This is a genomic window from Escherichia sp. MOD1-EC6021 (genome assembly GCF_002965245.1).
Classification (GTDB): Bacteria; Pseudomonadota; Gammaproteobacteria; order Enterobacterales; family Enterobacteriaceae; genus Escherichia; species Escherichia coli_F.
This window is the reverse complement of the sequence record NZ_PTRU01000001.1, coordinates 329,913-356,685: the sequence shown is the minus strand read 5'-3', so window position 1 is coordinate 356,685 and position 26,773 is coordinate 329,913. Positions and strand designations below refer to the sequence as shown.

The window sequence follows — 26,773 nt, the reverse complement described above, 5'->3', positions numbered from 1 at the left end:
TCATCCCTGAATGTCAGCGCCAAAGACTGACAATAACCAAAGCAGCTATAGTACGGTGCTCACCACCAGGCGTGGAAGTGGTGAACCGGACCAATACCGTCGCCAACTTCCAGCGTGTCGGCCTGGGCTAACGCCGATGAAAGCCAGCTTTTTGCCTCCTGTACGGTGTCAGCCCAGTTTGTATGGCGCGGGCGTAGTGCAGCCAACGCCGCAGAGAGCGTACAACCAGTGCCGTGGGTGTTTTTGGTCATAATGCGCGGTGCAGTAAACCGTTGTTCCCCCTCTCGGGTAAACAGCCAGTCCGGGCTTTGCTCATCATCCAGATGACCACCTTTCATTAGCACTGCGCCACAGCCCATCGCCAACAGCGATCGCCCTTGTTCCAGCATTTCCTGTTCGTTGCGCGCGTGTGGCGCGTCGAGCAAGGCGGCAGCTTCGGGCAAGTTTGGCGTTATTAATGAAACCTGTGGCAATAATCGACTGCGCAGCGTGGCAACCGCCGAAGGTGAAAGCAGAGGGTCGCCGCTTTTTGCCAGCATAACGGTGTCGAGTACCACGTTTTGGATCTGATAACGTTGCAACCGTTCTGCCACCGCTTCAACAATATCGGTTTCCGCCAACATACCGATTTTAGTGGTGTCGATTCGCACATCAGTGAACACCGAATCCAACTGCGCGGCGACAAAATCAGGATCTATGCGATACACCGATTGCACGCCTCGGGTGTTTTGCGCTACCAGGGCGGTTATTACTGAACAACCATAAGCACCAAGTGCAGAGAACGTTTTGAGATCTGCCTGAATTCCTGCGCCACCACTGGGATCAGTGCCTGCAATTGTCAGAGCGTTAATCCGTTTCATGCCTGCACCTCCTGCGTCAATTGCCAGAGCGCATCAAGAAAATGGGGAACAAAACTGCCAGGCCCCTCGCTACTGGCGACTGCGCGTTCTCCGGCTTGTTTCATCCAGTGACAGGCAGATGCGATATTTTCCAGCGTATCGCCTGGTAGCGCACAACAGGCAGCGACAACTGCCGATAATGCACAGCCAGTTCCTACCACTTTGGTCATTAACGGATTGCCGCCGTGAATGCCAACGGTGCGACGACCATCGGTAATATAATCCACCTCGCCTGTGACCACGACGATTGCGCCAGTTTCCCGTGCCAGTGTTTGTGCAGCGGGTATCGCGTTAGCCGCGGCGTCAGTGGTGTCCACTCCCCGTCCACCATTAGCAACGCCAGCTAATGCCATGATTTCCGAAGCATTACCACGTATCGCTGCCGGTTTAAAAGATAAAAGTTCATGACAAAAACGGCGACGATAATCGAGTGCGCCAACCGCGACCGGATCAAGCGTCCAGGGCGTTTGGGAGTGTGTTGCCTGTTCAACGGCAGCACGCATTGCCTGTGCGCGTGGCTGTGTCAGTGTGCCAACGTTAATCAGCAACGCACTGGCGATAGCCGCAAACTGACTGGCCTCTTCTGCTTCGATAACCATCGCTGGCGATGCACCGAGCGCCAGCAAGGTATTGGCAGTAAAGGTTTGCACCACATCATTGGTCATGCAATGCACAAGAGGAGAGTGTTGGTAAAAGAGGTTTAACGCGTGCGCTGATTGCGCGGAACTCAGCAGGTCGACTTGCATAGTTTGCTCCTGCCATAACGTGAAGAAGCAATGACCTGGTGGTCTGTGACTTCCCTACGCTGGCATTATCCAGATCAGGTGATACGGGTATTTCTCAGCCTTCACGCAGAAGGGCACCCCGAGTCGTTTGGTTGCGATGATGAATCGCAGAGATGGATGGTAATGTCCCGCGCACACGTTGTAAACGAGGAAAAACGGCGGGATTACAATAACGTTGTGAAATTATTTGATATATGAATCCAGCACCTTCAGAACGACATCCAGATCTTCTTCACGTTTTAGCTCATCCCCCTGGTGAACGATGTGTTCCGTCAGATGACCTTTAATCACTTCCCGCATCAGACCGTTTACCGCGCCACGGATAGCAGCAATCTGTTGTAGAACAGCTGCGCATTCGTGCGGCTCGTCGAGCATTTTCTTGAGCGCCACGACCTGACCCTGAATCTTACTGGCACGCGCTTTCAGTTTCTGTTTATCACGGATTGTATGAGACATGGCAACACCTGGTTAACAAGAACATGAAAAATCATAGCACTATTATTCTACTGGGGGGTAGTATCAGGTACTGGGGGGGAGTAGAATCGGATTGCCGAATTAATACTAAGAATTATTATCATGACCGAATTTACCACTCTTCTTCAGCAAGGAAATGCCTGGTTCTTCATCCCCAGCGCCATCTTACTTGGTGCGCTTCATGGCCTGGAACCAGGGCACTCAAAAACGATGATGGCGGCGTTTATCATCGCCATCAAAGGCACCATTAAACAGGCGGTGATGCTCGGACTGGCAGCAACCATTTCGCATACCGCGGTGGTCTGGTTGATTGCCTTTGGCGGGATGGTGATCAGCAAACGTTTTACTGCTCAATCTGCAGAACCGTGGCTCCAGTTGATTTCCGCGGTGATCATTATTGGCACCGCGTTCTGGATGTTCTGGCGTACCTGGCGCGGCGAACGCAACTGGCTGGAGAATATGCACGGGCATGATCATGAGTATCATCACGATCACGAAGATCACCACGACCATGGACATCATCACCATCACGAACATGGGGAGTATCAGGATGCTCATGCACGAGCCCATGCCAATGACATCAAACGACGCTTCAATGGCAGAGAAGTGACCAACTGGCAAATTTTATTGTTTGGGTTAACAGGTGGACTGATCCCCTGCCCGGCAGCAATTACCGTGCTGTTGATTTGTATTCAGTTGAAAGCCCTGACACTAGGCGCAACACTGGTCGTCAGTTTCAGCATTGGCCTGGCGTTAACGCTAGTCACCGTAGGCGTTGGCGCAGCAATCAGCGTTCAGCAGGTCGCAAAACGCTGGAGCGGATTTAACACTCTCGCTAAACGTGCCCCCTATTTTTCCAGTCTGTTGATTGGCTTAGTTGGGGTGTATATGGGCGTGCATGGCTTTATGGGCATTATGCGATAGGCTGCATGTTATCTTCAGCCCAGGATGATTCTTAAATCAGCTATTTCCGCTGGCTCTCTGCTCGCTAAGGATGCTTTTAGGGCATCCTTTCATTTACACTTTTTACGAAATCATGGGATCACTAACAAAATATCGCTTGTCAGTTATATTGTATGGCAGGAAAGATATGCGACTGATATTATAGATCCCCAAAGTGGAGAGTTTATGACCATTAAAAATAAGATGTTGCTGGGTGTGCTTTTGCTGGTTACCAGTGCCGCCTGGGCCGCACCAGCCACCGCGGGTTCGACCAATACCTCGGGAATTTCTAAGTATGAGTTAAGCAGTTTCATTGCTGACTTTAAGCATTTCAAACCAGGCGATACCGTCCCAGAGATGTACCGCACCGATGAGTACAACATTAAGCAGTGGCAGTTACGTAACCTGCCCGCGCCTGATGCCGGGACGCACTGGACCTATATGGGTGGCGCGTATGTGTTGATCAGCGACACCGACGGTAAAATCATTAAAGCCTACGATGGTGAGATTTTTTATCATCGCTAAAAAAAGCCCCCTCATCATGAGGGGGAAATGCAGACACCTTGTTATTTTTTATTATTAGCCACTTGCTCGTCTTGCTTGTTATTAGTCGTATTTCACGTTGATTAATGCGGTTGCCTCCAGTGCGCCAGATTTAATTTTATTTGTATCGTAGACGTAGTAACTGGCAGTTATCGGAATTGAAACCGTTGCATCTGTAAGTTTTGACTTTGCCGCAATTTCTTTTAAATTTGTGTATTCTTTACTGCTGTTAGTGATATTTAAAAGTGTGACTGGAGAACCATTACTTTCAAGAATAAATCCTACGCCATTATCTTCCGCACCTTTCAGTATTGTGTTGCTGTTGGTTAACAAGTCAGAACTTGATAAATACACCTGCATTTTCCGTGATGTTTGATTTTGTTGACCTAATAAGTTTTTACAACGCAGAACAATATCCCCTTTGTTACTATTTATTGTTGCTTTGTTACCTGTAGCTGGTAATTGTGAAACGGGAATACTCTCTAAAGTAATTAATAAATCGTCCGGTTTGCAGGTTGTGGTTATCGGGTTGTATGACAATGTCAGATTAAAGGAATAGACACCTGCATTTTGTGCCAATGCATTTCTGTAGCTATTTACACATGCATCCCATGACTTGCCACCGAATAAACACAGTAAAAATTGTACTGCAGCACTCCCGCGTGTCGATGATGAAGCACTGGATAATGTCGCAACACCATTAATCATCACTGAACCGCCGCCCCCCGCAGAAACATTCACTTTTGCATTACTGGCCGCAGGTGTCACCGTTACCGAATAACCATTGGTGAAACTGGTCTGATTATTTGACAACGTGATGTTGTTTTTATTGATCCATTCAAAATGTAAATTTAATTTAATAGTATCGTTATACAGCCCAACAATAATATCCGATGAATTCATGGGAGTGATGGTATTTGTACTCACACATGATGAATCGTTGAAATTATGCTCATATGTCGCCGTTTGTGTTTGAGTAAGTGCAAAATCCCCCTGAACAATCAAATTGTGCTGAACAGATAACTCACTATAACATGCTGCATAGCTCACAGGCATAACCATCATCGTTAATATAAATAGCATTATGCGAATTTTCATAGAACCACCTGACTATTACTGGCAAATATAATTTCTACTTTCATCAATCTCTTTACCGAAGGTGATTGTGCATGAAAGCCCTTGTTGCTTATCAATTGCCACATTAACCGATGGCGGTACTTCATTGGTGCGAATAAATAACTGGCTTCCCTGGCCGACAACGCCAATATTATGACCATGGATATCATTGACTTCATAACCAAACGTTAATGGTTGCCCATCCGTTCTTAACGCTTTTATAAACCAGGGCTTGCGCTGATCGGTATCAAAATTAACCAGTACAACCGCGCCGCGAAAAGGGGCGGCAATGTTCCGGTTGCCACGTAATTCTGCTTCGCTATCGCTTTGCGACACATCCAGCATCAGGTGATTTTCCCGATAAGGTGTCATTCCGTCGTATACCACCACTCCATTACGGTTTGTTGTGCGATATTTTTGCCCATTGACATAAGCATCTTTAATTCCTGGCGCATTCATCACAGCAAACGTTTCGGAAAGACGGTTCGCCAGATTAACGCCACCCGACCAGGCGACAATGCCCCCTGAAAGACTGGCTCCAGCCTGTCGATAAGTACTCGACTGACTATAACTGCCATTCACCGTTGCCACCGGCGCGTTCCAGGTTAAATTCGCTCCAGCTGTCGTTTCATTTCCCTGATGCTGATGACTCAGGTTGACCCCATAGTTAAATTGATCCCGGCTTCCTACGGTTCCCGATAATCCCGTATTATTTGAGGCAAAACCCTGATCATCAAACGTCGTTGAGTTAGACATATATATTTGCCGGCGAGGCGTCGTAACGTCATCACCCCAATCAAAGGGAATCGATATAAAAATATTAAAACGTTTCTCTTCATGATGATTCTCGTCATAAGCCTGGCTTGCCGCGAGGGTATAGCTTATCCGTCGCAGGTTGTTGGAATAACTCAACTGATAATCCTTACTGCTGCCGCTACGCCCCCAGTAATCTCGCCATAACGTACTTAAGGACACAGAACCCCAGCCTTCTGGCAATGACTGGCTCATATTGGCAGAAAAGCTATTTTTACGGCCAAAATCGTTCTGGTAATAATCGGCAATGTCATAGATATCGTTTTCATCACGGCGATAATTATCTTTATTGTTTGCCCAAACGTGATCGTTAAATGTCCGGTAATCACGCGACGAATAACGCCAGGCCGCCAGACCAAAACGCGTCGACGTTTGGCTCACAAATTTGTTGTAGGCAATTTGATAACTTTGCCCGTCAAACACATCGCCGTTGTCTTGTTTACTATGCGACTTCGTGGCATCGACGGAAATGGCACCAATGCGTGTATTCCAGCCTGTGCCCAAAGTAAACGCGTAATAATTATTCGCGACCATCGATCCGCCATACAGCGTCAATAAGTTATTAAAACCATACTGATAACCCGCCTGAACAAAATCACTTTGTTTGCTCGCCCCTTCAATATGGCTACGACCTGCCGCAAAATCATATTTCGACACGCCGGGTTGCAGCATATTCGGCACTGCTGCATAAGGCACCAGATAGGTGGTTACCGAACCGTCCGCCTCTTTCACGCTGACATCAAGATCTGCTCCACCACCGGCCAACTGCAAATCTGTAATCGCAAACGGGCCAGGAGGAACCTCTTTCTGATAAACCACAAAACCGTTCTGTTCAATAGTTACCAGCGCGTTACTCTGAGCAATCCCCTGCACCCGTGGAGTAAAATTTTGTTTCGAGTTAGGCAACATCTGCATATCACGAAACAACCGCACACCGCTGAAGCGAACAGAATCAAAAATATCGCTTGATGTGTACATATCACCCACGCGAAGCGTGCCGAGAAGTTGGGCAAATCCACGTTCCAGATACAGGGTATTGCTTTTCCACACCCCTGGATTGCGATTTGTTTTACTTAAACTGGCATCAGAATGCAGTTGCCACCCCAGTAAGTTTAACCCGCTGTTAAAACGTACATATGTACTCTTGCTATTACCCGACGCTTTATAGTCGCTGTAATACTGACTCACATAATAAGAGGTATAAAACGCATTAATACCCCGCTCCCAGTTTTCCGGTGGAACATAGCCACTTTCCAGTTCTTCCACCCACGCCTGCGGTACACTGAAATCGAGACGAAAAACTCCGATATCCCAGGTATATCTCCCACCGTGAACAAGTTGCTCAAATGTTAAACATTGCTTACCGCTGGCAAAGTTATCGGTATTAATGCCTAACCGCTTGATAATTTCCCTTGATAAACATGTTTCTTGCGGGTTGTCTTTAACAATAATCTCATATTTCCCGCGCCATTGCTTATTGACATAAATATCGATGTCATACTGCCCCGGCAAGGGTTGATTATCATCAAGACGAATATTTGCAACCTGCTGGTCTTTCATTCCACCTATCATAAAATGGGTATCAAAGGTTTCTTCAGCTGCATAAGCTTCAATGCCGAGCAATAACGCTACGATTGCTGATGCAAGTGGGGTCATTCTCAACATAGGCAGCTCCTGCAATTAAATTTTGTCACTAATATAGTTGCCATGGTCATCGATAATGGTCAGATACCAGTTATTCGCATTATTACTTTTGACATTAATACTCTGACTTTCTAAGGGGGCAATCATAATAGTTTCATAATTGACTTTGACATTATTAGCTTTGACATCCGAAATCGTTACCCAATTTGCTGAGTCATTTTTTATCACCAATCCATTGCCACTGCGATTTACCAGTAACTTTTTAAATGTCGCTTTATTTACCGGTGCAATACCCGCAGGCCGGTAAAACAATTTGATTCTGTTTTGCATTGCAAATTTCAGTGCATTCTTGCCCTCTTGCTCTGGACTATTTGGTGGAATATCCAGAACATTCAGATAAAAAATGCTCTCTTTATTAGTGGGCAGTTTATTCGACATAATTTTGATTTTTACTTGCTGCCCGGAATTTGCCCCTATTTTTGCCACTGGTGGCGTTAACATGAAAGGAACCTGAATTTTTTCTGGTGGTAACGACGTATCGCCATCATCAATCCACGCCTGCAGCAGCGAAGAACGGTTTCCCTGATTCATCAACTGCACCGTCACTTCTTTGTTTTCTGCCGGGTAAATAATACGCGTCCCGTAGATGACAATACCGGCATGTGCAGGAAGGACCATAGAAGAAATGAGTAAAGCTAATAATCCTTTCATCTTAATGCCTCTTAAAGTAAAAGGCCGCCATGGGGATAGCGGCCATGTTTATTACCTGGAGAAATTTGAAATTTTATTTATTAATCCTGCGCCACACGCATAACCAGAGAAGATAACACATCACCTGATTGCACTGAATTATCTGTCAGCTTCAGGTATTTTGCTTTAAACGGAATAGCATATTGACCTTCCGCTGTTTTATAACTTTCAATGTTAAAAGGTGCAGAAACATCCAGGACATCGCTGTTATCACCTAAATAGAGATAGTACCCCACGGTATCGTTGCTACTGGCTATCGCCTTATCGTTTCCGGTTATTTTATCGTTGGTAATCAACGAGAGTTTTACACCAGCAACTTCTTTCGGACAGCTAATTTTTAACATGCTGCTGGTTACACCGACTGCATCATCATAGGTCGAGTATTTAGCTTTACCTTCAAAGACAGTGGTTGGTACAGTTGGCATATTAATACTTACTGAATCGCCACCCGCTTCGAATTTACACGGAGATTCTGCAATATTCCCTTTAATGGTTAATGTTCCGGTATCAACGTCTGCGGCAAATACCCCAGCGCTCATAAAAAAAGAAGAAAAGACAGCGGCAGCAATAATTGAACGTTTCATAATATGTTCCTTAATAAAATTTATTTTTTGGTTGTTAAGAGTCTGTATCTCTTGGAAACAAATTTCTCACATCAAAAAAGTTGCCGCAATGTAAACATATTGTTTTATTGATTTAAAACAAATTAACTATTGCAATATAAATACAACAAATACTTAAGCATATTAAATATTTATCACATCTATTAATTAATGCAGATTTTTTTAAATGGTATTATTAATATCAATAAAAAAGCTGAAATCATTCACACGAATGATTTCAGCTTTCTAAATCCGCTTAAAAAACCAGGGTGGCAAATTAATCGTAGCGATTTAACACGATTCGACGTTTGCTATCGCTACCTGCAACAACCACTTCTGTCGTCACACCTTTGACTGGCGAAGAAACCTGATGACGGGTATCAACATCATACGTTAACTGACCACAATGCTGTTGAGGTTGACCATTAACCATAGCCATACTGCATGTTGGGGGACTGATCCTGCCATTAATCGTTAATGTGGCAGTCTGTGAAGAGAACGCGGGAGAAGCCATTCCATAGGCAAGAAAAATAATTCCTGACAGCCAGTACTTATTCATTGAACGTTATCCCTGTAGTAAAGGTTATGCCTGGATAGAATGAGTGCATAACAAACTATAGCTGTACATCCACTACACAGCCACGAAGGATGATAATGATGCATTGCCTGTACGATCAATCGACTTTATAGAGTTTCGGACGAAGGTCCGCAGAATATTCGCAGCATTAAATAAGTGTTCATTAATGCGGCAAAAACAAATACACCGCATCAATGTAACATCTCTGCGGTGTATAAAAAACAACCAAAAAGGTTAATGCGCGTCAGACCGCGCGGAAGGAAATCTCGCCAGGAATGACTTCTCCCTGCCAATAAAGCTGGGCTGCAACGCGGTCAGCCAGCTGGCGGTAGATAGCAGTAAATTCGCTCTCCGGACGGCTGATAACTGTTGGCGTGCCTTTATCGAGATCTTCACGTAAGGAAATGTGTAACGGCATCTGCCCCAGCAACTGCGTGTGGTATTTCTCGGCCAGTTTCTCTGCACCACCGGTACCGAAAATCGGTTCATGGTGACCACAGTTACTGCAAATATGCACACTCATGTTCTCGACAATACCGAGCACCGGAACCTCGACTTTCTCGAACATCACAATGCCTTTTTTCGCATCGATCAACGCAATGTCCTGCGGGGTGGTGACCACTACCGCGCCAGTTACTGGAATGTTTTGTGCCAGTGTCAATTGAATGTCACCGGTGCCTGGCGGCATATCAAGCACCAGATAGTCGAGATCCGGCCACAAGGTTTCCTGCAACATCTGCATTAACGCCTTGCTCGCCATCGGACCACGCCACACCATCGCATTGTCGTCAGTGACCAGATAACCAATTGAATTGGTTGCCAGTCCATGAGACATAATCGGTGCCATATGGGTACCGTCCGGCGAAGTTGGACGCTGATTTTCTGCGCCCAGCATGGTGGGTATTGATGGGCCGTAGATATCGGCGTCCAGAATGCCGACTTTCGCCCCTTCCGCCGCCAGTGCCAGCGCCAGATTTACCGCCGTGGAGGATTTACCCACGCCGCCTTTACCGGAGCTGACCGCAATGATGTTCTTCACGCCGTTAATTCCCGGCTGATTCTTCACGCGTTTTAAGGTGGCGATATTGTGCGACAGTTTCCAGTCGATAGCTTTCGCCCCGGTAATGCGCAGCAGTTCGGCGCTACATTGCTCTTTTAACTCTTCGAACGCGCTATGCCATACGAACGGCATAACCAGTTCCACATGCAGCGTGTCGTCCATCCAGGCGACATGGTGCAACGCTTTCAGCGTGGTGAGGTTATGCTTGAGGGTTGGGTGCTGAAAATTGGCCAGTGTCCCGGCGACCATTGCGCGCAGGGCTTCTGGTGATTTGGCCTGGGATTGTTCGTTCATCCCGACTCCTTATTTATAAAGATAACTTATCGCTATTAGTTTACCTGAAGTTAACAGCTAAGTACTTACCTAATAATGCATCATAAGATGCTTGCACAGGACTTACGTAACCATGCCCCATTTGGTACTATCTAAGCCCTTTTCACTACAAAGAAGTAATGCCTACTATGACTCAAGTCGCGAAGAAAATTCTGGTGACGTGCGCACTGCCGTACGCTAACGGCTCAATCCACCTCGGCCATATGCTGGAGCACATCCAGGCTGATGTCTGGGTCCGTTACCAGCGAATGCGCGGCCACGAGGTCAACTTCATCTGCGCCGACGATGCCCACGGTACACCAATCATGCTGAAAGCTCAGCAGCTTGGTATCACTCCGGAGCAGATGATTGGCGAAATGAGTCAGGAGCATCAGACTGATTTCGCAGGCTTTAACATCAGCTATGACAACTATCACTCGACGCACAGTGAAGAGAACCGTCAGTTGTCTGAGCTTATCTATACTCGCCTGAAGGAAAACGGTTTTATTAAAAACCGCACCATCTCTCAACTGTACGATCCGGAAAAAGGCATGTTCCTGCCGGACCGTTTTGTGAAAGGCACCTGCCCGAAATGTAAATCACCGGATCAATACGGCGATAACTGTGAAGTCTGCGGCGCAACATATAGCCCGACTGAACTGATCGAGCCGAAATCGGTGGTTTCTGGCGCTACCCCGGTAATGCGTGATTCTGAACACTTCTTCTTTGATCTGCCCTCTTTCAGCGAAATGCTGCAGGCATGGACCCGCAGCGGTGCGTTGCAGGAGCAGGTGGCAAACAAAATGCAGGAGTGGTTTGAATCTGGCCTGCAACAATGGGATATCTCCCGCGATGCACCGTACTTCGGTTTTGAAATTCCGAACGCGCCGGGCAAATATTTCTACGTCTGGCTGGACGCACCGATTGGCTACATGGGTTCTTTCAAGAATCTGTGTGACAAGCGCGGCGACAGCGTAAGCTTCGATGAATACTGGAAGAAAGACTCCACCGCCGAGCTGTACCACTTCATCGGTAAAGATATTGTTTACTTCCACAGCCTGTTCTGGCCTGCCATGTTGGAAGGTAGCAACTTCCGCAAGCCGACCAACCTGTTTGTTCACGGCTATGTAACGGTGAACGGCGCGAAGATGTCCAAGTCTCGCGGCACCTTTATTAAAGCCAGCACCTGGCTGAATCATTTTGACGCTGACAGCCTGCGTTACTACTACACTGCGAAACTCTCTTCGCGCATTGATGATATCGATCTCAACCTGGAAGATTTCGTTCAGCGTGTGAATGCCGATATCGTCAACAAAGTGGTTAATCTGGCGTCCCGTAACGCAGGCTTTATCAACAAACGTTTTGACGGCGTGCTGGCAAGCGAACTGGCTGACCCGCAGTTGTACAAAACCTTCACGGATGCCGCTGAAGTGATTGGTGAAGCATGGGAAAGCCGTGAATTTGGTAAAGCAGTGCGCGAAATCATGGCACTGGCTGACCTGGCTAACCGCTATGTCGATGAACAGGCTCCGTGGGTGGTGGCGAAGCAGGAAGGTCGCGATGCTGACCTGCAGGCGATTTGCTCTATGGGCATTAACCTGTTCCGCGTACTGATGACTTACCTGAAGCCGGTACTGCCAAAACTGACCGAGCGTGCAGAAGCATTCCTCAATACGGAACTGACCTGGGATGGCATCCAGCAACCGCTGCTGGGCCACAAAGTGAATCCGTTCAAGGCGCTGTATAACCGCATCGATATGAAGCAGGTTGAAGCACTGGTGGAAGCGTCTAAAGAAGAAGTGAAAGCCACTGCCGCCCCCGTGACTGGCCCGCTGGCAGATGATCCGATTCAGGAAACCATCACCTTTGACGACTTCGCTAAAGTTGACCTGCGCGTGGCGCTGATTGAAAACGCAGAGTTTGTTGAAGGTTCTGACAAACTGCTGCGCCTGACACTGGATCTCGGCGGTGAAAAACGCAATGTCTTCTCCGGCATTCGTTCTGCTTACCCGGATCCGCAGGCACTTATTGGTCGTCACACCATTATGGTGGCTAACCTGGCACCACGTAAAATGCGCTTCGGTATCTCTGAAGGCATGGTGATGGCTGCCGGTCCTGGCGGGAAAGATATTTTCCTGCTAAGCCCGGATGCCGGTGCTAAACCGGGCCATCAGGTGAAATAATCCCCCTTCAAGGCGCTGCATCGACAGCGCCTTTTCTTTATGAATTCCTAAAGTTGTTTTCTTGTTTGTTCAACGCTCTTAATTTTTTTCATTAACTGCTAGCATCCGCTTATAACTGGATATAAATACAGGGAACGCGGATGAAGAGTTATATCTATCAGGACGAAAAATCGCATAAATTCTGGGCGGTGGGGCAGCAAGGTAACGAGTTGCATATCAGTTGGGGAAAAGTTGGCACCCAAGGGCAAAGCCAGATAAAAAGCTTTGCGGATGCTGCGGCGGCGGAAAAAGCGGAACTGAAGCTTATCGCTGAGAAAACGAAAAAAGGCTATGTGGAAGACGCTTCGGCAAACGTGCATATCCCCCCCGTCACCAAAGTCACTCCTGAAGTTGAAACTTCACCTGAGAGTAAAAACAAACGCCCATGGCTGGCTGATGATGCAGCCATTCCGCTAACCGACGATATTAACCGATTTGCTTTTCCACATCGCTCTCGCCCCAGAGAGATCAATTATCTGCGCAAAGACGGTGAGATATGGAAGCGTATTGCAGATAACACCAGGGCATATGATCCCGACAACAATTACCGTTCTTATCCAGAAAACTGGCAGCAGGCGTTTGCTGAGTTACAAATGCGAATTCTGGGTAGTCAACAGACAGGAAGTGCGCAATCTGATGCAGCATTGCTTTGGAGTTTTTGGAACTCTTACTCTGCAGATGAATTGGTCGATGACTTAGTCATTCGCTGTGGTCTGGAAAGTGCCGTTGAAATTGCCCTTCTCGCTATTCAACTCAAATATAAACCAGTAAAAGGCGCAGTAACCACCATCATTCCACCTAATCACGAAGCAGAATCGCTACCTAGTTGGCATCAACGTCTATGTCATCATCTTTCACTCACTTCAGAAGATGAGTGGCAACGCTGTGTAGATAAAGTACTCGCGGCTATTCCCTCGCTATCTCCAGCACGGCAACCTTTTGCCGCGTTACTGCTCCCTGAACGCCCGGATATTGCCAATGCTATGGCTCTACGCTATGCAGACCAAAACGTTCCGGCGATGACCTGGTTAAGACTGGTGATAACCGATGATACTGCTCTGAGTACAGTGGAAAAATACGACTTCCCACCGTTGTATCGTGATTTTCGTAATTTTCGCGCTTATCTGGCAATGTTGCTGGCGAATAATGGAATTCGGGGTGTAAGCCAGATCCTTCTTGAGTTTACGGAAGAGCATTCTGACAATCCCACTTATCTTTTCGAGCGCAACAGCGAGACTGAAAATCTTGTCAAATGGCTATGGAAAACGAATCACCCGGATGCGATTCAAATTCTGATCCTCGCTGTGATTGGCAAGAAAAAGCACCTGGAATACTTAAGCAAAGCCTGTCAAAAACATCCCGCTGCAGCTATTGCCGCTTATGCTACTTTGCTTGCAATACACGAAGATGCACAGTGGCGTAACGCACTTATCAAACTGATTACCATCAGGCCAGAGTTGGTATGTGACGTCATTCCCTGGGTTAATGCTAAAGCGGCAGGCATCTTATCTGAATGTCGTCCGCAGCCAGTAGCTGAAGAATGTGAATATGCCACTGTGGATATGTTGCCGGAGCTGTTTGTTTCGCCGCCCTGGATGACCAAAGAGAAAAAGAAAAATACGCCTGTGTTTGATCTTCCAGTGCTTCCAGTTCCTTCTGTTTCTGATGTCACTCCCGAGATTGCCAAAAGACTAACCCGTACTTACCTTGTCACCCGCTTCCAGCAAATAGCCCAACAGCAGGCGACAAAACAAACATTGTTTACCGACCTGCCGCCGATAAAAAAAGCAAGCTGGGAGAAACACTTAATACCGCTTACACCGGAGCAACAAATACTGTGGCATCTTGGTTTTGAAAAATGGCGGGAAAGCGGAGAAAAAATCTACGAAAAAATTCCGGCGCCACAAAGCGCCGTTGATGCCCTGCTACGCTTCGATTTTCCAGCACTCAATGCTGAATTTGTGCAATACCATAACAATGCATACAAAAGCTGGAATCTCATTGCCCTCTGTTACCTGCCTGGTCAACAGGCCATTTCTTTTCTTAACCAGATAGTCAAAGAAGATAACTACTCTGATGAGGGAAATATTCTGGCAATTTTTGGTAGCGCCGCCATACCTTCATTTATGACCTGCCTGCAACGTGATCCACGACGTCTGTGCTTCTTTCCCTTTTTCCTCGGTGTCAGTGACCTGGCCTTACCGATGGCGCAACAATTACAGAAAAAAATGTCTTATGAAGATACGCGAAACTGGCTAACTGATTACCCACGCCATGCCACCGCCGGGCTACTTCCTGTGGCACTGGGCAAACAAGGAAAAGATCGTGATTGTGCCCGCCAGGCGCTTCGCCTGCTGGTGAATTTAAACCAGCGAGAAACGATTGAGGAAATTGCCCAAGGATATAATCAACCAGATGTTTTAGCTGCGCTGGCAACATTGTTCGATAGCGATCCGCTGGAAGAATATCCCGCAAAAATCGCCCCACTGCCCGGCTTTTATCAGTTCACCTTATGGCGCAGACCACGGCTTAAAAGTAACAATCTGCCTCTGTCCGATGACGCTATGCGCCACCTGGGCACTATGTTGAGCTTCCCTCGCGACATTACCGCCTACGCTGGACTGGATATCATTAGAGAAATCTTCACCCGGGAATCACTGGCTGACTTTGGCTGGGATCTCTACACGGCATGGATGGAATCTGGCGCGCCCGCAAAAGAAAACTGGGCATTTACCTCGCTGGGGATTTTAGGCAATGACGACACCGCGCGTAAACTAACCCCGCTTATCCGGGTCTGGCCGGGTGAATCCCAGCATAAACGTGCGGTTTCTGGGCTGGATGTGTTAGCCAGTATCGGTAGCGATATTGCGCTGATGCTGCTTAATGGCATTGCACAAAAGATTAAATTCAAAGCATTGCAGGAACACGCCCGCGACAAAATCAATATGGTCGCCGAAAATCGCGGACTGACAATGGCTGAACTGGAAGACCGCCTGGCTTCAGATTTAGGGCTTGATAGCAGTGGCTCGCTGATACTGGATTTCGGCCCACGTCAATTCACCGTTGGTTTTGACGAAACCTTAAAACCTGTAGTGCGCGATGCAAACGGCAAAGTCCTGAAAGATTTACCCAAACCAAATCAGAGCGATGATAAAACACTGGCAACTGACGCCGTTAACCTCTTCAAACAATTGAAGAAAGATGTGCGCGCCATTGCCAGTCAGCAGATTGATCGTCTGGAGCAGGCTATGTGCCAGCGCAGACGCTGGACGGCAGAACAGTTCCGCCTGTTTCTGGTGGAGCATCCGCTGGTACGTCACTTAACCCGACGGCTGTTATGGGGAGTATATACTGAGGAAAACACGCTGATTGCCTGCTTCCGGGTCGCAGAAGACAGCACTTACAGCGATATGCAGGATGAGTTATTCACGCTGCCAGCAGGAAACATCGGTATACCGCATGTGCTGGAAATCCCCCCTGAATCTGCCGCTGCATTCAGGCAAATTTACGCTGATTACGAACTGCTTCCCCCCTTCCAACAGCTCGATCGTGGTAGTTATCGTCTTGCTGATAATGAACGGAATACCCACGACCTGACACGCTGGCAAGGACAGCTCTGTCAGGCCGGACGTATTGTCGGGCTAGAGCGCCGAGGCTGGCAACGTCTGGAAGAAAGCGGCAGCGTCTATGCGATGCGCAAATCTACCCCTTATGGCGCTCTCGAACTTGAAACAGAACCTTTTTCATTAATTTATGGCGAAACGGGGTATAGCGACCTGCTGCCTGTCGAAAGCGTAAAAATCACCGCCCCTTATGATCGCTATGGTAAGCAATCCTCACCCACTTTCTCCGTACTCGACGACATCACCGCCAGCGAGCTGATTAACGACATTGAATCACTGTTTAATTAAAAGGAATTAGCAATGAAAACCTATATTTATCAGGACGAAAAATCACATAAATTCTGGGCAGTGGAGCAACAGGGAAACGAGCTGCATATTAGTTGGGGCAAAGTCAGTACCAACGGGCAAAGCCAGGTAAAAAGCTTTGCTGATGCTGCGGCGGCGGAAAAAGCGGAACTGAGGCTGATTGCGGAGAAGGTGAAGAAGGGGTATGTGGGGCAAGCGAAGGATAATTCTTTGCAACCTTCCCAAACGGTAACGGATTCTCTCAAGGTAGCGGCCTTATCCACCATTATTCAGGAACAACCCTTTTGCGTAGCAGAAGCCCGTGTGGCTGACAAAAATACAGATGATGTTTTACCGTGGCTGGCGAAAGATATTGCTGTCGTTTTTCCGCCCGAAGTTGTACACACCACGTTAAGCCATCGCCGCTTTCCCGGAGTTCCTGTTCAGCAAGCAGACAACTTGACCCAGTTACGTCGCTTAGCCTGTAGCGTGTCGCAACGGGATAATAAAACAGCCACATTTGATTTCAGCGCCTGTTCTTTAGAATGGCAAAACGCCATCTCCCAGGCGCTCAGTCAGATCGACTGCCTGAAAACAACACAGTTACCATCACCAGTAATGGCTGTACTCACGGCACTTGAACTGAAGTGCACGAGATATAAAGAGCGTGAGGATGTTATGGATCAGCTCGTTCAGGAAGGTGGCCTGGAATATGCTACTGATGTAGTAATACATCTTCAACAGATTGATATTGAATGGGATTATGCGAATAATACCATTATTATTCTGCCGTCTGGTATTGCACCTGATAACCTGCAGCAATATTCCAGTTTTGAATTACGCCTACGGAAACATTTATCACTGGCGGAAGAGTCTCTCTGGCAAAAATGTGCACAAAAACTTATTGCCGCAATTCCACATATTCCAGAATGGCGGCAACCATTAATTGCTTTGTTATTACCCGAAAAACCAGAAATTGCACATGAAATTGCCCAGCGTCTACTGGGGAAAAAAAAATTACCCTCGCTTGAGTGGCTAAAAATAGTGGCGACTGATGAGCACATTCTTGCCTCATTAGAAAAATATCACGAGCCATATGCCATTTTTGATGATTACTATTGTGGTGCGATATTGTCAGCCACCGTATTACAGGAGCAAGGTGTTGCAGCCCTGCCCCGATTTGCTCCCTATGCCGCAAGTGACTACTGCGCCGATGTGTTGCGTCATATCAATCATCCGTTCGCATTAACACTGCTTATACGTGTAGCCGGGCTTACTAAACGCTGTCACGATCGAATGACGAAAGCCTGCGCTGCGTTCCCACACGCAGCACTGGCAGCACTGGCGGAACTTCTTGCGCAAAAAGAAGAGAATAGTTGGCGCATTATGCTAATGACGATGCTTATCTCGCAACCGGCACTGGCAGAACAGGTCACTCCCTGGCTCTCGACAGCCGCAGTTGAAGTGCTGAAATCATGCCAGCAACAACTGATACAACCGTCAAACCATGCCTGCGCCGCTCTACTGCCAGCCGTATTAGTCTTACCTCCCTGGCTTTCGAAAAAGAAAAAATCGACGATTCCGGTGTTGGATTTAGCACCGCTCAAACTCAAATCCATATGCACAATAACCGACACAGAAGCAAAAGAGTTTCAAACTCATTGGGACTGGGAATCGCATAAGCCAGGTGAAGGTGCTAAAGATTTCCTTTACTCGCTGGGGTATCGCCGCTGGGATTTTGACACATATAAATATATCGGCGCTTCTGACTCGGCAATTGACGCATGGGAACGTGAGGACTTCGCTACACTCATCCAAATGTTTAAAGCCCACCATGCACCGTATCAGGGGGAGTGGCATCTCAACTCACTTCCCTTTTTACCTATGCAAAAAGCGATTAAACTATGGGAGTTTCTCAGCAAAGAGCCGCATACCGCGGTAAAACCTGTCATGCTTTATTTGCGACTGGCAGGTATGAGTGGTTTTCTACACTCGTTTTCACGCTACCCTCAAGAAGGTTTTGCGGTTGCTAATTATTTTGCCGCAACGGAACTGGCTCCTGCCGTCGCCCGCGCCTTTAACAAACTCAAAACTCTACGACAAGACGCCCGCACTTGGCTGCTGAAATATCCGGAACATGCCATTATCGGCCTGTTGCCTGCGGCACTCGGCAAAGCTGGTGAAGCCCAGGATAACGCCCGCGCCGCCTTACGTATGTTGATTGAAAGTGGTTATCCGTCATTACTGCAAGAAATCGCCCAGCGTTATAACCAGCCGGAAGTAACCGATGCGGTGAACGCTCTACTTGCGCTCGATCCCTTAGATAATCACCCGACTAAAATCCCGACACTTCCGGCCTTTTATCAGCCATCGCTCTGGACACGCCCGGTATTAAAAGCAAACGCCCAATCACTGCCAGATAACGCCCTCCTCCACCTCGGTGAAATGCTCCGCTTCCCTCAGGAAGAGGCTCTGTATGCGGGATTATTGCAGGTGAAAGATGCCTGTACCGCCGACTCACTGGCTGAATTTGCCTGGGATCTGTTTACCGCCTGGCAGACCGCTGGCGCACCGTCGAAAGAAAGCTGGGCGTTCACTGCGTTAGGTGTTCTCGGCAACGATGATACCGCCCGCAAACTGACGCCTTTGATTCGCGCCTGGCCTGGTGAATCCCAGCATAAACGCGCCACCGTCGGGCTGGATATTCTCGCTGCTATCGGTAGTGATATCGCCCTGATGCAGCTTAACGGCATCGCCCAGAAACTGAAATTCAAAGCATTACAGGAGCGGGCAAAAGAAAAAATTGCCGACATTGCCGAGAGCCGCGAACTCACGGTGGCGGAGCTTGAAGACCGGTTAGCACCGGATCTCGGTCTGGATGATAACGGTTCGCTGCTGCTGGATTTCGGGCCACGGCAGTTCACCGTCAGCTTTGATGAAACCTTAAAACCGTTTGTGCGTGATGCTTCCGGCAGCCGCCTGAAAGACTTGCCTAAACCGAACAAAAGCGATGATGAAACTCAAGCGAACGATGCAGTTAACCGCTACAAACTGCTGAAAAAAGATGCGCGTACCGTTGCCGCCCAGCAGGTGGCAAGGCTGGAATCCGCCATGTGCCTGCGCCGCCGCTGGTCGCCAGAAAACTTTCAGCTCTTTCTGGTTGAGCATCCGCTGGTCTGCCACTTAACCCGCCGTCTGATTTGGGGCATTTATAGCGCAGACAACCAGTTACTGGCGTGCTTCCGTGTGGCGGAAGATAACAGCTACAGCACCGCTGACGATGATCTTTTCACCCTGCCGGAAGGCGATATCTCTGTTGGCATTCCTCACGTTCTGGAAATATCACCCACGGATGCTGCCGCCTTTGGTCAGCTTTTTGCCGACTACGAACTGCTACCGCCGTTCCGCCAGCTCGACCGTAACAGTTACGCCCTGACAGAAACCGAGCGCAATGCCAGCGAATTGACCCGCTGGGCAGGCAGAAAATGCCCGAGCGGTCGGGTAATGGGGCTGGCGAATAAAGGCTGGATGCGTGGTGAACCGCAGGACGGTGGCTGGATCGGCTGGATGATCAAACCTCTGGGCCGCTGGTCATTAATCATGGAAATCGATGAAGGATTTGCAGTTGGTATGTCGCCAGCCGAACTCAGTGCCGAGCAACTCTTAAGCAAGCTGTGGCTATGGGAAGGCAAAGCAGAAAGCTATGGCTGGGGGATTGATTCAACACAGGAAGCGCAGTTCTCCGCACTCGATGACATCACCGCTAGCGAGTTAATTAACGACATCGAAGCCCTGTTTGAATAAGGAATGAGCATGGACAAGGAATTACCGTGGCTGGCGGATAACGCCCAACTGGAACTGAAATATAAAAAAGGCAAAACACCACTCAGCCATCGCAATTGGCCGGGCGAACCGGTGCCTGTTATCACTGAAAGCCTCATCCAGACACTGGGTGATAAATTGCTACACATTGCTGAGAAGAAAAAAAACATTGTCTGGCGTTATGAAAATTTTTCACTGGAGTGGCAGTCGGCCATTACGCAAGCCATCAACTTGATCGGCGAGCACAAACCCTCAATTCCGGCCCGGACAATGGCGGCGCTAGCCTGTATCGCGCAAAATGATAGCCAACAGTTACTCGACGAAATCGTCCAACAAGAGGGGCTGGAATATGCGACTGAGGTGGTGATTGCACGCCAGTTTATTGTACGGTGTTATGAGAGTGATCCTCTGGTAGTAACATTGCAGTATCAGAAGGAGGACTATGGCTATGGCTATGGTTATCGCTCAGAAACCTATAACGAATTCGATCTCCGACTGCGTAAGCATCTCTCTCTGGCAGAGGAAAGCTGCTGGCAGCGTTGCGCCGACAAACTCATTGCCGCACTGCCAGGAATACCCAAAGTTCGCCGTCCTTTTATTGCACTCATCCTCCCGGAGAAACCAGAAATCGCCAATGAGTTGATAGGCCTTGAATGCCCACGGACTCATTATCATTCTAAGGAGTGGTTAAAAGTTGTTGCTAATGACCCCAGCGCGGTCAGAAAACTCGATCACTACTGGAGTCAGGATATATTTAGCGATCGCGAAGCCAGCTACATGTCGCATGAAAACCACTTCGGCTACGCGGCCTGCGCTGCCCTTTTGCGCGAACAAGGACTGGCAGCCGTTCCGCGCCTCGCGATGTATGCACATAAAGAAGATTGCGGCAGTCTGCTGGTACAAATTAACCATCCGCAAGTCATCCGCACCTTGCTACTGGTGGCTGATAAAAACAAACCCAGCCTGCAACGTGTGGCTAAATACAGTAAAAACTTCCCCCATGCGACGCTCGCCGCACTGGCAGAACTGCTGGCGTTAAAAGCCCCCCCTGCGCGCCCTGGTTATCCTATCATCGAAGACAAAAAGCTGCCTGCACAGCAAAAAGCACGTGATGAATACTGGCATACGCTGTTACAAACGCTGATGGCATCGCAGCCACAACTGGCAGAAGAGGTGATCCCGTCGTTAAGTACTCAAGCCCGGGCAGTGGTGAATAGTTATTTATCGGCTTCGCCAAAACCGGTTATTGATAGCACCAATAACAGCAGTCTGCCTGAAATCCTCGTTTCACCACCATGGCGTGGCAGGAAAAAGACTTCCATAACTCACTTTTCGCTACCTGAACTTACGCTTGTACCGCAAGCGTACAAGTCGCCGAATAAACACTGGACGCCGGAACAGCAAACTGCAATTGACCATTTTAGCGCCATGTCTTTTGACGAACGTCTTGCTAACAGAGGGGCGGATACCTTCTTGCGGGAATTAGGTTTTGACGTTCATAGCCTGGAATTTAATAAGCGTCTTCTTAATGGACAGCTGGATGCCTTTGATACTCAGCAACTGCAAGAATACACATCAATAGGACTTTTGCATACTTATCACGCGCATCAGGCCAAATCTAAACAGTACCGGGAAGAAGCCACCAAATCATTACTGGCACAAGATAGCATTGCGTTGATGGGAGGGTGGCGAACTTTTCAGCACGGATTTTACTATGGTAATGAAAAGCGTTGGGGGATTTGGAATCTGTACCTTATCGCGCAGATGCCGCGCGAAATGGCGGTATCGTGCTGGCAACAAATTGTCGCGGCTGATTTTCATTACACCGGGGTAGAATATCTGTTAAGTGTCCTGGGTACCGATGCTTTGCCCGGATTAATCACCGCCTTTGCCCGACATCCCAAAGAGATATTTCCGCTGCTGATTCATTTTGGCGCAACAGAACTGGCTCTGCCCGTTGCCCGCGTCTGGCATCGTTTTGCGGGCCAGCGTAATCTGGCTCGCCAGTGGATTTTACAATGGCCGGAGCATACGGCTACGGCACTTATCCCTCTTGTCTACACCAAATCCAGCGATAATAGCGAAGCTGCATTACTTGCCCTGCGTTTACTTTACGAACAAGGACATGGCGAATTGCTACAAACTGTAGCCAATCGTTGGCAGCGTACAGATGTATGGCCTTCCCTGGAGCAATTACTTAAACAGGGTCCAATGGACATTTACCCGGCACGCATTCCCAAAGCCCCTGATTTCTGGCATCCGACAATGTGGTCCAGACCGAGAATTATCACGAATAATCAACCTGTTACTGATGATGCTCTGGAAATTATCGGCGAAATGCTGCGCTTTACCCAGGGCGGACGTTTTTATTGTGGGCTGGAACAACTGAAAACGTTCTGCCAGCCACAAACGCTGGCCGCTTTTGCCAGGGATCTCTTCACCGCCTGGCAACAGGCTGGCGCCCCCGCAAAAGACAACTGGGCTTTTTTGGCGTTAAGTCTCTTTGGTGACGAAAGCACGGCTCGGGATCTGACAACACAGATCCTCGCCTGGCCACAGGAAGGCAAATCTGCCCGTGCCGTCAGTGGCCTGAACATACTTACCCTGATGAATAATGATATGGCGCTGATACAGCTGCATCATATATCGCAACGGGCGAAATCCCGTCCCTTACGTGATAACGCGGCGGAATTTCTTCAGGTGGTCGCAGAAAATCGTGGACTAAGCCAGGAAGAGTTAGCGGACAGATTAGTCCCAACACTGGGCCTGGATGATCCGCAGGCGTTGATATTTGATTTTGGACCCCGGCAGTTTACCGTTCGCTTCGATGAAAACCTCAACCCGGTTATCTTTGATCAGCAAAACGTTCGCCAGAAAAGCGTTCCCCGGTTGCGCGCCGATGACGATCAACTGAAAGCACCCGAGGCACTGGCCCGACTAAAAGGGCTAAAAAAAGATGCCACTCAGGTGAGCAAAAACCTGCTCCCACGTCTTGAAACTGCCCTGCGCACCACCCGACGCTGGTCGCTGGCAGATTTTCATTCTCTGTTTGTTAATCATCCCTTTACCCGCCTGGTTACTCAGCGATTAATATGGGCGGTTTATCCGGCAAATGAACCGCGTCGTTTACTCAACGCCTTTCGTGTGGCCGCAGAGGGGGAATTCTGCAACGCACAAGATGAGCCAATTGACCTGCCTGCGGATGATCTGATTGGCATTGCCCACCCGTTAGAAATGACAGCAGAAATGCGCAGTGAATTTGCACAGGTTTTTGCCGATTACGAAATTATGCCGCCTTTTCGCCAGTTGATGCGGCGCACAGTGCTGCTCACACCTGACGAGTCAGCCAGTAACAGCCTGACTCGCTGGGAAGGTAAATCCGCAACCGTTGGGCAACTTATGGGAATGCGATACAAAGGCTGGGAGTCAGGTTTTGAGGACGCATGTGTCTATGACCTGGGCGAGTATCGGCTGGTCCTTAAGTTTTCACCCGGTTTTAACCACTACAGTGCTGATAGCAAAGCGCTAATGAGCTTCCGTTCTCTTCGAGTGTACCGTGACAATAAATCTGTCACTTTTGCCGCACTTGATGTGTTTGATTTGAGTGAGGCGTTAAGCGCACCCGACGTCATTTTCCATTAAAACACAACGGGCAGTGATGCGACTGCCCGTTTTCAACACGACTTACCAACGGGAAAGCGATGATCGTGCAAAAAGAGCTGGTCGCTATTTACGATTATGAGGACCCTGTACCTGAAGATCCGTTTTCCTTCAGACTTGAGGTCCATAAACGCTCTGAATTATTTACTGGTTCCGTCTACCGGTTGGAGCGATTCCGGCTACATCCAACATTTCATCAACGTGATCGAGAAGATGTCGACCCGCTAATAAATGATGCGTTGATTTATATAAGAGATGAATTTATTGATGAGCGTAAATTACGAGGTGAATCACCTAAAACTGTAATAGCAATTTTTAATCGTGAACTACAAAATATATTCATCCAACAAATAGAAAAATAGCTTTATTAAAGGGGGAAACGGTATTCCCCCTTAGATGCGTTTCAATTTGCCCGTTACTTCAACAAATCAATCAACCGTAACAGAGCCACTAATAGCTCCAGTACAGCAATGAGCACGGTTAACTTTTGTGTCAGCGTGTCCATCCGCTCTCCTTATTAAGGAGCGCAACACCAGCACCTTACCCTTACACTGCCTGTCGATACTGGTTTACGTATGTTGGTACGAAACGTTGCTCTCCGGATCAGGGCACCGCCTGCGGCACCACCCGTCCGGCAGCCAGGACTTAAAATTGGTCCGATCCGGCACAACCTCCCAACGGGCAGGATTATAAATCTCATTCACTGAATTGCAATGGAGTGTGGATATGGTTATAATTTATTCGTTGGTACGAAATGTTGCACAATCAGCAAGTTAGCGTCACTGTAGTAAATAAAAGAACCTGCCTCACCAGCAGGTTCTTTTATTTTCTGCGATCTACTTTCCAGATATTTTTTGCCAATAGCCCACCATAAATATTTACATCCCGGTCAAATGGTGCGTTGAATATAAAATCGATGAATTTATAAATAAAAATGAGTTATATGATGAATTATTAAAAACAGTAATCATTTTATTAAAGGGGGAAGCGGTATTTTCCCCCTTAGATGCGTTTCAATTTGCCCGTTACTTCAACAAATCAATCAACCGTAACAGAGCCACTAATAACTCCAGTACGGCAATGAGCACGGTTAACTTTTGTGTCAGCGTGTCCATCCGCTCTCCTTATTAAGGAGCGCAACACCAGCACCTTACCCTTACACTGCCTGTCGATACTGGTTTACGTATGTTGGACCACGATGTTGCACTCCGGATCAGGGCACCACCTGCAGCACCACCCGTCCGGTAGCCAGGACTTGAAATTGGTTCGATCCGGCGCAACCTCCCAACTGTCAGGATTATAAATCTCATTATCTTAATTGCAACGGGGTCCAGCGGTGGTTATAATTCGTTCGTTGGAACACGATGTTGCACAGGCCGTGGTGTTAGGCCTGAAAGTAGTAAATAAAAGAACCTGCCTCACCAGCAGGTTTTTTTATTTACTGTGATCTGCTTTCCAGATATTTTCCGCTCAAACAACTAATGCGCCAAACATTTATTGCGCGTAAAATATCTTTTATTTCATTAATACATTTCAGGGATGAATATATGTCACCGCAGAATAATCATCTGCAGCGTCCACCTGCCGCTGTGTTATACGCCGATGAACTGGCAAAATTAAAACAAAATGATCACGCACCTTGCCCGCCCGGTTGGCAGTTAAGTTTGCCTGCGGCCCGTTCTTTTATTCTTGGCGATAGCGCGCAAAATATCAGCCGTAAAGTCGTGATTAGTCCCTCCGCTGTCGAACGCATGTTAGTCACTCTTGCTACCGGGCGCGGTTTGATGTTGGTGGGGGAACCAGGCACCGCAAAATCGCTCCTGTCTGAATTACTGGCAACCGCTATTAGCGGCGATGCTGGGTTAACTATCCAGGGCGGCGCATCTACCACCGAAGATCAAATCAAGTACGGCTGGAACTACGCCCTGCTTATTAATCATGGTCCGTCAACGGAAGCGCTGGTCCCTGCCCCGCTCTACCAGGGAATGCGCGACGGCAAAATTGTCCGTTTTGAAGAGATAACGCGTACACCACTGGAAGTACAAGACTGTCTGTTAGGTATGCTTTCTGACAGGGTTATGACGGTGCCGGAACTCACTGGTGAAGCCAGTCAGCTCTATGCGCGAGAAGGCTTTAATATTATTGCCACTGCCAATACCCGCGATCGCGGCGTTAATGAAATGAGCGCGGCACTAAAACGTCGATTCGATTTTGAAACTGTCTTTCCGATTATGGATTTCGCCCAGGAACTGGAACTGGTCGCCAGTGCTTCGGCGCGTTTATTGGCCCATAGTGGCATTCCGCATAAAGTGCCTGACGCGGTACTGGAGTTACTGGTCCGCACCTTCCGCGATCTGCGTGCCAACGGCGAAAAGAAAACCTCAATGGATACCTTTACAGCGATTATGTCCACCGCTGAAGCCGTTAACGTGGCCCACGCCGTGGGCGTCCGCGCCTGGTTTTTAGCGAATCGCGCGGGGGAGCCAGCCGACCTGGTGGACTGTATTGCCGGAACCATCGTCAAAGATAACGAAGAAGATCGCGCACGTCTGCGCCGTTACTTTGAACAACGTGTCGCTACACATAAAGAAGCTCACTGGCAGGCTTATTATCAAGCTCGCCACCGCCTGCCGTGAGGAAAGAT

Annotated in this window: 17 protein-coding genes and 1 riboswitch; of the genes, 8 read left to right on the top strand and 9 right to left on the bottom strand. The window is 48.2% G+C overall.

Annotated elements, in window-relative coordinates:
- Positions 1–59: 59 nt before the first annotated feature.
- The 3 genes from thiD to rcnR form a co-directional block, all read right to left on the bottom strand.
- A complete protein-coding gene (gene thiD, locus BEB54_RS01760; RefSeq protein ID WP_105276896.1) occupies positions 60–860 on the bottom strand; it encodes a bifunctional hydroxymethylpyrimidine kinase/phosphomethylpyrimidine kinase in 801 nt (266 codons plus the stop codon).
- Positions 857–1,645 (bottom strand): hydroxyethylthiazole kinase, encoded by a 789-nt coding sequence (thiM, locus tag BEB54_RS01755; RefSeq protein ID WP_105276895.1) that lies wholly within the window; start codon positions 1,643–1,645, stop codon positions 857–859. The genes thiD and thiM overlap by 4 nt, the downstream gene beginning before the upstream one ends.
- Before the next feature lie 34 nt (positions 1,646–1,679).
- A riboswitch (TPP riboswitch) is annotated at positions 1,680–1,776 on the bottom strand.
- Between the two features lie 91 nt (positions 1,777–1,867).
- Positions 1,868–2,140, bottom strand: coding sequence for a Ni(II)/Co(II)-binding transcriptional repressor RcnR (gene rcnR, locus BEB54_RS01750; protein ID WP_000019944.1), 273 nt, complete (start codon positions 2,138–2,140; stop codon positions 1,868–1,870).
- A gap of 120 nt (positions 2,141–2,260) precedes the next feature.
- Here rcnR and rcnA point away from each other — a divergent pair, with 120 nt between their 5' ends.
- Both rcnA and rcnB read left to right on the top strand, forming a co-directional pair.
- Positions 2,261–3,082 (top strand): nickel/cobalt efflux protein RcnA, encoded by an 822-nt coding sequence (gene rcnA, locus BEB54_RS01745; protein ID WP_000134589.1) that lies wholly within the window; start codon positions 2,261–2,263, stop codon positions 3,080–3,082.
- 204 nt (positions 3,083–3,286) lie between these two features.
- The gene (rcnB, locus tag BEB54_RS01740) at positions 3,287–3,625 is read left to right on the top strand and encodes a Ni(II)/Co(II) efflux transporter accessory subunit RcnB (RefSeq protein WP_000153074.1); all 339 of its coding nucleotides are present in this window, start codon (positions 3,287–3,289) and stop codon (positions 3,623–3,625) included.
- An 81-nt stretch (positions 3,626–3,706) separates the two neighbouring features.
- On the opposite strand, the gene BEB54_RS01735 is transcribed toward rcnB, so the two are convergent.
- The 6 genes from BEB54_RS01735 to apbC form a co-directional block, all read right to left on the bottom strand.
- Entirely contained in the window at positions 3,707–4,741 is a 1,035-nt protein-coding gene (locus BEB54_RS01735) for a putative fimbrial-like adhesin protein (RefSeq protein ID WP_105276894.1), read from the bottom strand.
- Positions 4,742–4,756: 15 nt separating this feature from the next.
- On the bottom strand, positions 4,757–7,237 hold the full coding sequence (locus BEB54_RS01730) for a fimbrial biogenesis outer membrane usher protein (RefSeq protein WP_105276893.1): 2,481 nt from the start codon (positions 7,235–7,237) through the stop codon (positions 4,757–4,759).
- 15 nt (positions 7,238–7,252) lie between these two features.
- The gene (locus tag BEB54_RS01725) at positions 7,253–7,927 is read right to left on the bottom strand and encodes a fimbria/pilus periplasmic chaperone (RefSeq protein ID WP_105282114.1); all 675 of its coding nucleotides are present in this window, start codon (positions 7,925–7,927) and stop codon (positions 7,253–7,255) included.
- 80 nt (positions 7,928–8,007) lie between these two features.
- Positions 8,008–8,550, bottom strand: coding sequence for a fimbrial protein (locus BEB54_RS01720; protein ID WP_000830468.1), 543 nt, complete (start codon positions 8,548–8,550; stop codon positions 8,008–8,010).
- A gap of 295 nt (positions 8,551–8,845) precedes the next feature.
- A complete protein-coding gene (locus BEB54_RS01710; RefSeq protein ID WP_001046488.1) occupies positions 8,846–9,127 on the bottom strand; it encodes a YehE family protein in 282 nt (93 codons plus the stop codon).
- A gap of 262 nt (positions 9,128–9,389) precedes the next feature.
- Positions 9,390–10,499, bottom strand: a complete 1,110-nt coding sequence (gene apbC, locus BEB54_RS01705; RefSeq protein WP_001005448.1) for an iron-sulfur cluster carrier protein ApbC — start codon at positions 10,497–10,499, stop codon at positions 9,390–9,392.
- Between the two features lie 167 nt (positions 10,500–10,666).
- Between apbC and metG the strand changes: the two genes are divergently transcribed.
- The 6 genes from metG to BEB54_RS01675 all read left to right on the top strand — a co-directional run bounded on the left by metG (position 10,667) and on the right by BEB54_RS01675 (position 26,765).
- Positions 10,667–12,700 carry a methionine--tRNA ligase gene (gene metG, locus BEB54_RS01700; protein ID WP_001360779.1) on the top strand — a complete coding sequence of 678 codons (2,034 nt, stop codon included), beginning with the start codon at positions 10,667–10,669 and terminating at the stop codon, positions 12,698–12,700.
- 140 nt (positions 12,701–12,840) lie between these two features.
- Entirely contained in the window at positions 12,841–16,650 is a 3,810-nt protein-coding gene (locus BEB54_RS01695) for a DUF4132 domain-containing protein (RefSeq protein WP_105276890.1), read from the top strand.
- Between the two features lie 12 nt (positions 16,651–16,662).
- The gene (locus BEB54_RS01690) at positions 16,663–20,451 is read left to right on the top strand and encodes a DUF4132 domain-containing protein (RefSeq protein ID WP_105276889.1); all 3,789 of its coding nucleotides are present in this window, start codon (positions 16,663–16,665) and stop codon (positions 20,449–20,451) included.
- A 9-nt stretch (positions 20,452–20,460) separates the two neighbouring features.
- Entirely contained in the window at positions 20,461–24,111 is a 3,651-nt protein-coding gene (locus BEB54_RS01685; protein ID WP_105276888.1) for a DUF4132 domain-containing protein, read from the top strand.
- Positions 24,112–24,170: 59 nt separating this feature from the next.
- Positions 24,171–24,491 (top strand): protein YehK, encoded by a 321-nt coding sequence (gene yehK, locus BEB54_RS01680; protein ID WP_105276887.1) that lies wholly within the window; start codon positions 24,171–24,173, stop codon positions 24,489–24,491.
- Positions 24,492–25,676: 1,185 nt separating this feature from the next.
- Positions 25,677–26,765 (top strand): ATP-binding protein, encoded by a 1,089-nt coding sequence (locus BEB54_RS01675; protein ID WP_105276886.1) that lies wholly within the window; start codon positions 25,677–25,679, stop codon positions 26,763–26,765.
- Positions 26,766–26,773 lie beyond the last annotated feature (8 nt).

Coding starts and splice junctions, on each gene's coding strand:
- thiD (WP_105276896.1), bottom strand. CDS start 860: ATGAAACGGATTAACGCTCTGACAATTGCAGGCACTGATCCCAGTGGT.
- thiM (WP_105276895.1), bottom strand. CDS start 1,645: ATGCAAGTCGACCTGCTGAGTTCCGCGCAATCAGCGCACGCGTTAAAC.
- rcnR (WP_000019944.1), bottom strand. CDS start 2,140: ATGTCTCATACAATCCGTGATAAACAGAAACTGAAAGCGCGTGCCAGT.
- rcnA (WP_000134589.1), top strand. CDS start 2,261: ATGACCGAATTTACCACTCTTCTTCAGCAAGGAAATGCCTGGTTCTTC.
- rcnB (WP_000153074.1), top strand. CDS start 3,287: ATGACCATTAAAAATAAGATGTTGCTGGGTGTGCTTTTGCTGGTTACC.
- BEB54_RS01735 (WP_105276894.1), bottom strand. CDS start 4,741: ATGAAAATTCGCATAATGCTATTTATATTAACGATGATGGTTATGCCT.
- BEB54_RS01730 (WP_105276893.1), bottom strand. CDS start 7,237: ATGTTGAGAATGACCCCACTTGCATCAGCAATCGTAGCGTTATTGCTC.
- BEB54_RS01725 (WP_105282114.1), bottom strand. CDS start 7,927: ATGAAAGGATTATTAGCTTTACTCATTTCTTCTATGGTCCTTCCTGCA.
- BEB54_RS01720 (WP_000830468.1), bottom strand. CDS start 8,550: ATGAAACGTTCAATTATTGCTGCCGCTGTCTTTTCTTCTTTTTTTATG.
- BEB54_RS01710 (WP_001046488.1), bottom strand. CDS start 9,127: ATGAATAAGTACTGGCTGTCAGGAATTATTTTTCTTGCCTATGGAATG.
- apbC (WP_001005448.1), bottom strand. CDS start 10,499: ATGAACGAACAATCCCAGGCCAAATCACCAGAAGCCCTGCGCGCAATG.
- metG (WP_001360779.1), top strand. CDS start 10,667: ATGACTCAAGTCGCGAAGAAAATTCTGGTGACGTGCGCACTGCCGTAC.
- BEB54_RS01695 (WP_105276890.1), top strand. CDS start 12,841: ATGAAGAGTTATATCTATCAGGACGAAAAATCGCATAAATTCTGGGCG.
- BEB54_RS01690 (WP_105276889.1), top strand. CDS start 16,663: ATGAAAACCTATATTTATCAGGACGAAAAATCACATAAATTCTGGGCA.
- BEB54_RS01685 (WP_105276888.1), top strand. CDS start 20,461: ATGGACAAGGAATTACCGTGGCTGGCGGATAACGCCCAACTGGAACTG.
- yehK (WP_105276887.1), top strand. CDS start 24,171: ATGATCGTGCAAAAAGAGCTGGTCGCTATTTACGATTATGAGGACCCT.
- BEB54_RS01675 (WP_105276886.1), top strand. CDS start 25,677: ATGTCACCGCAGAATAATCATCTGCAGCGTCCACCTGCCGCTGTGTTA.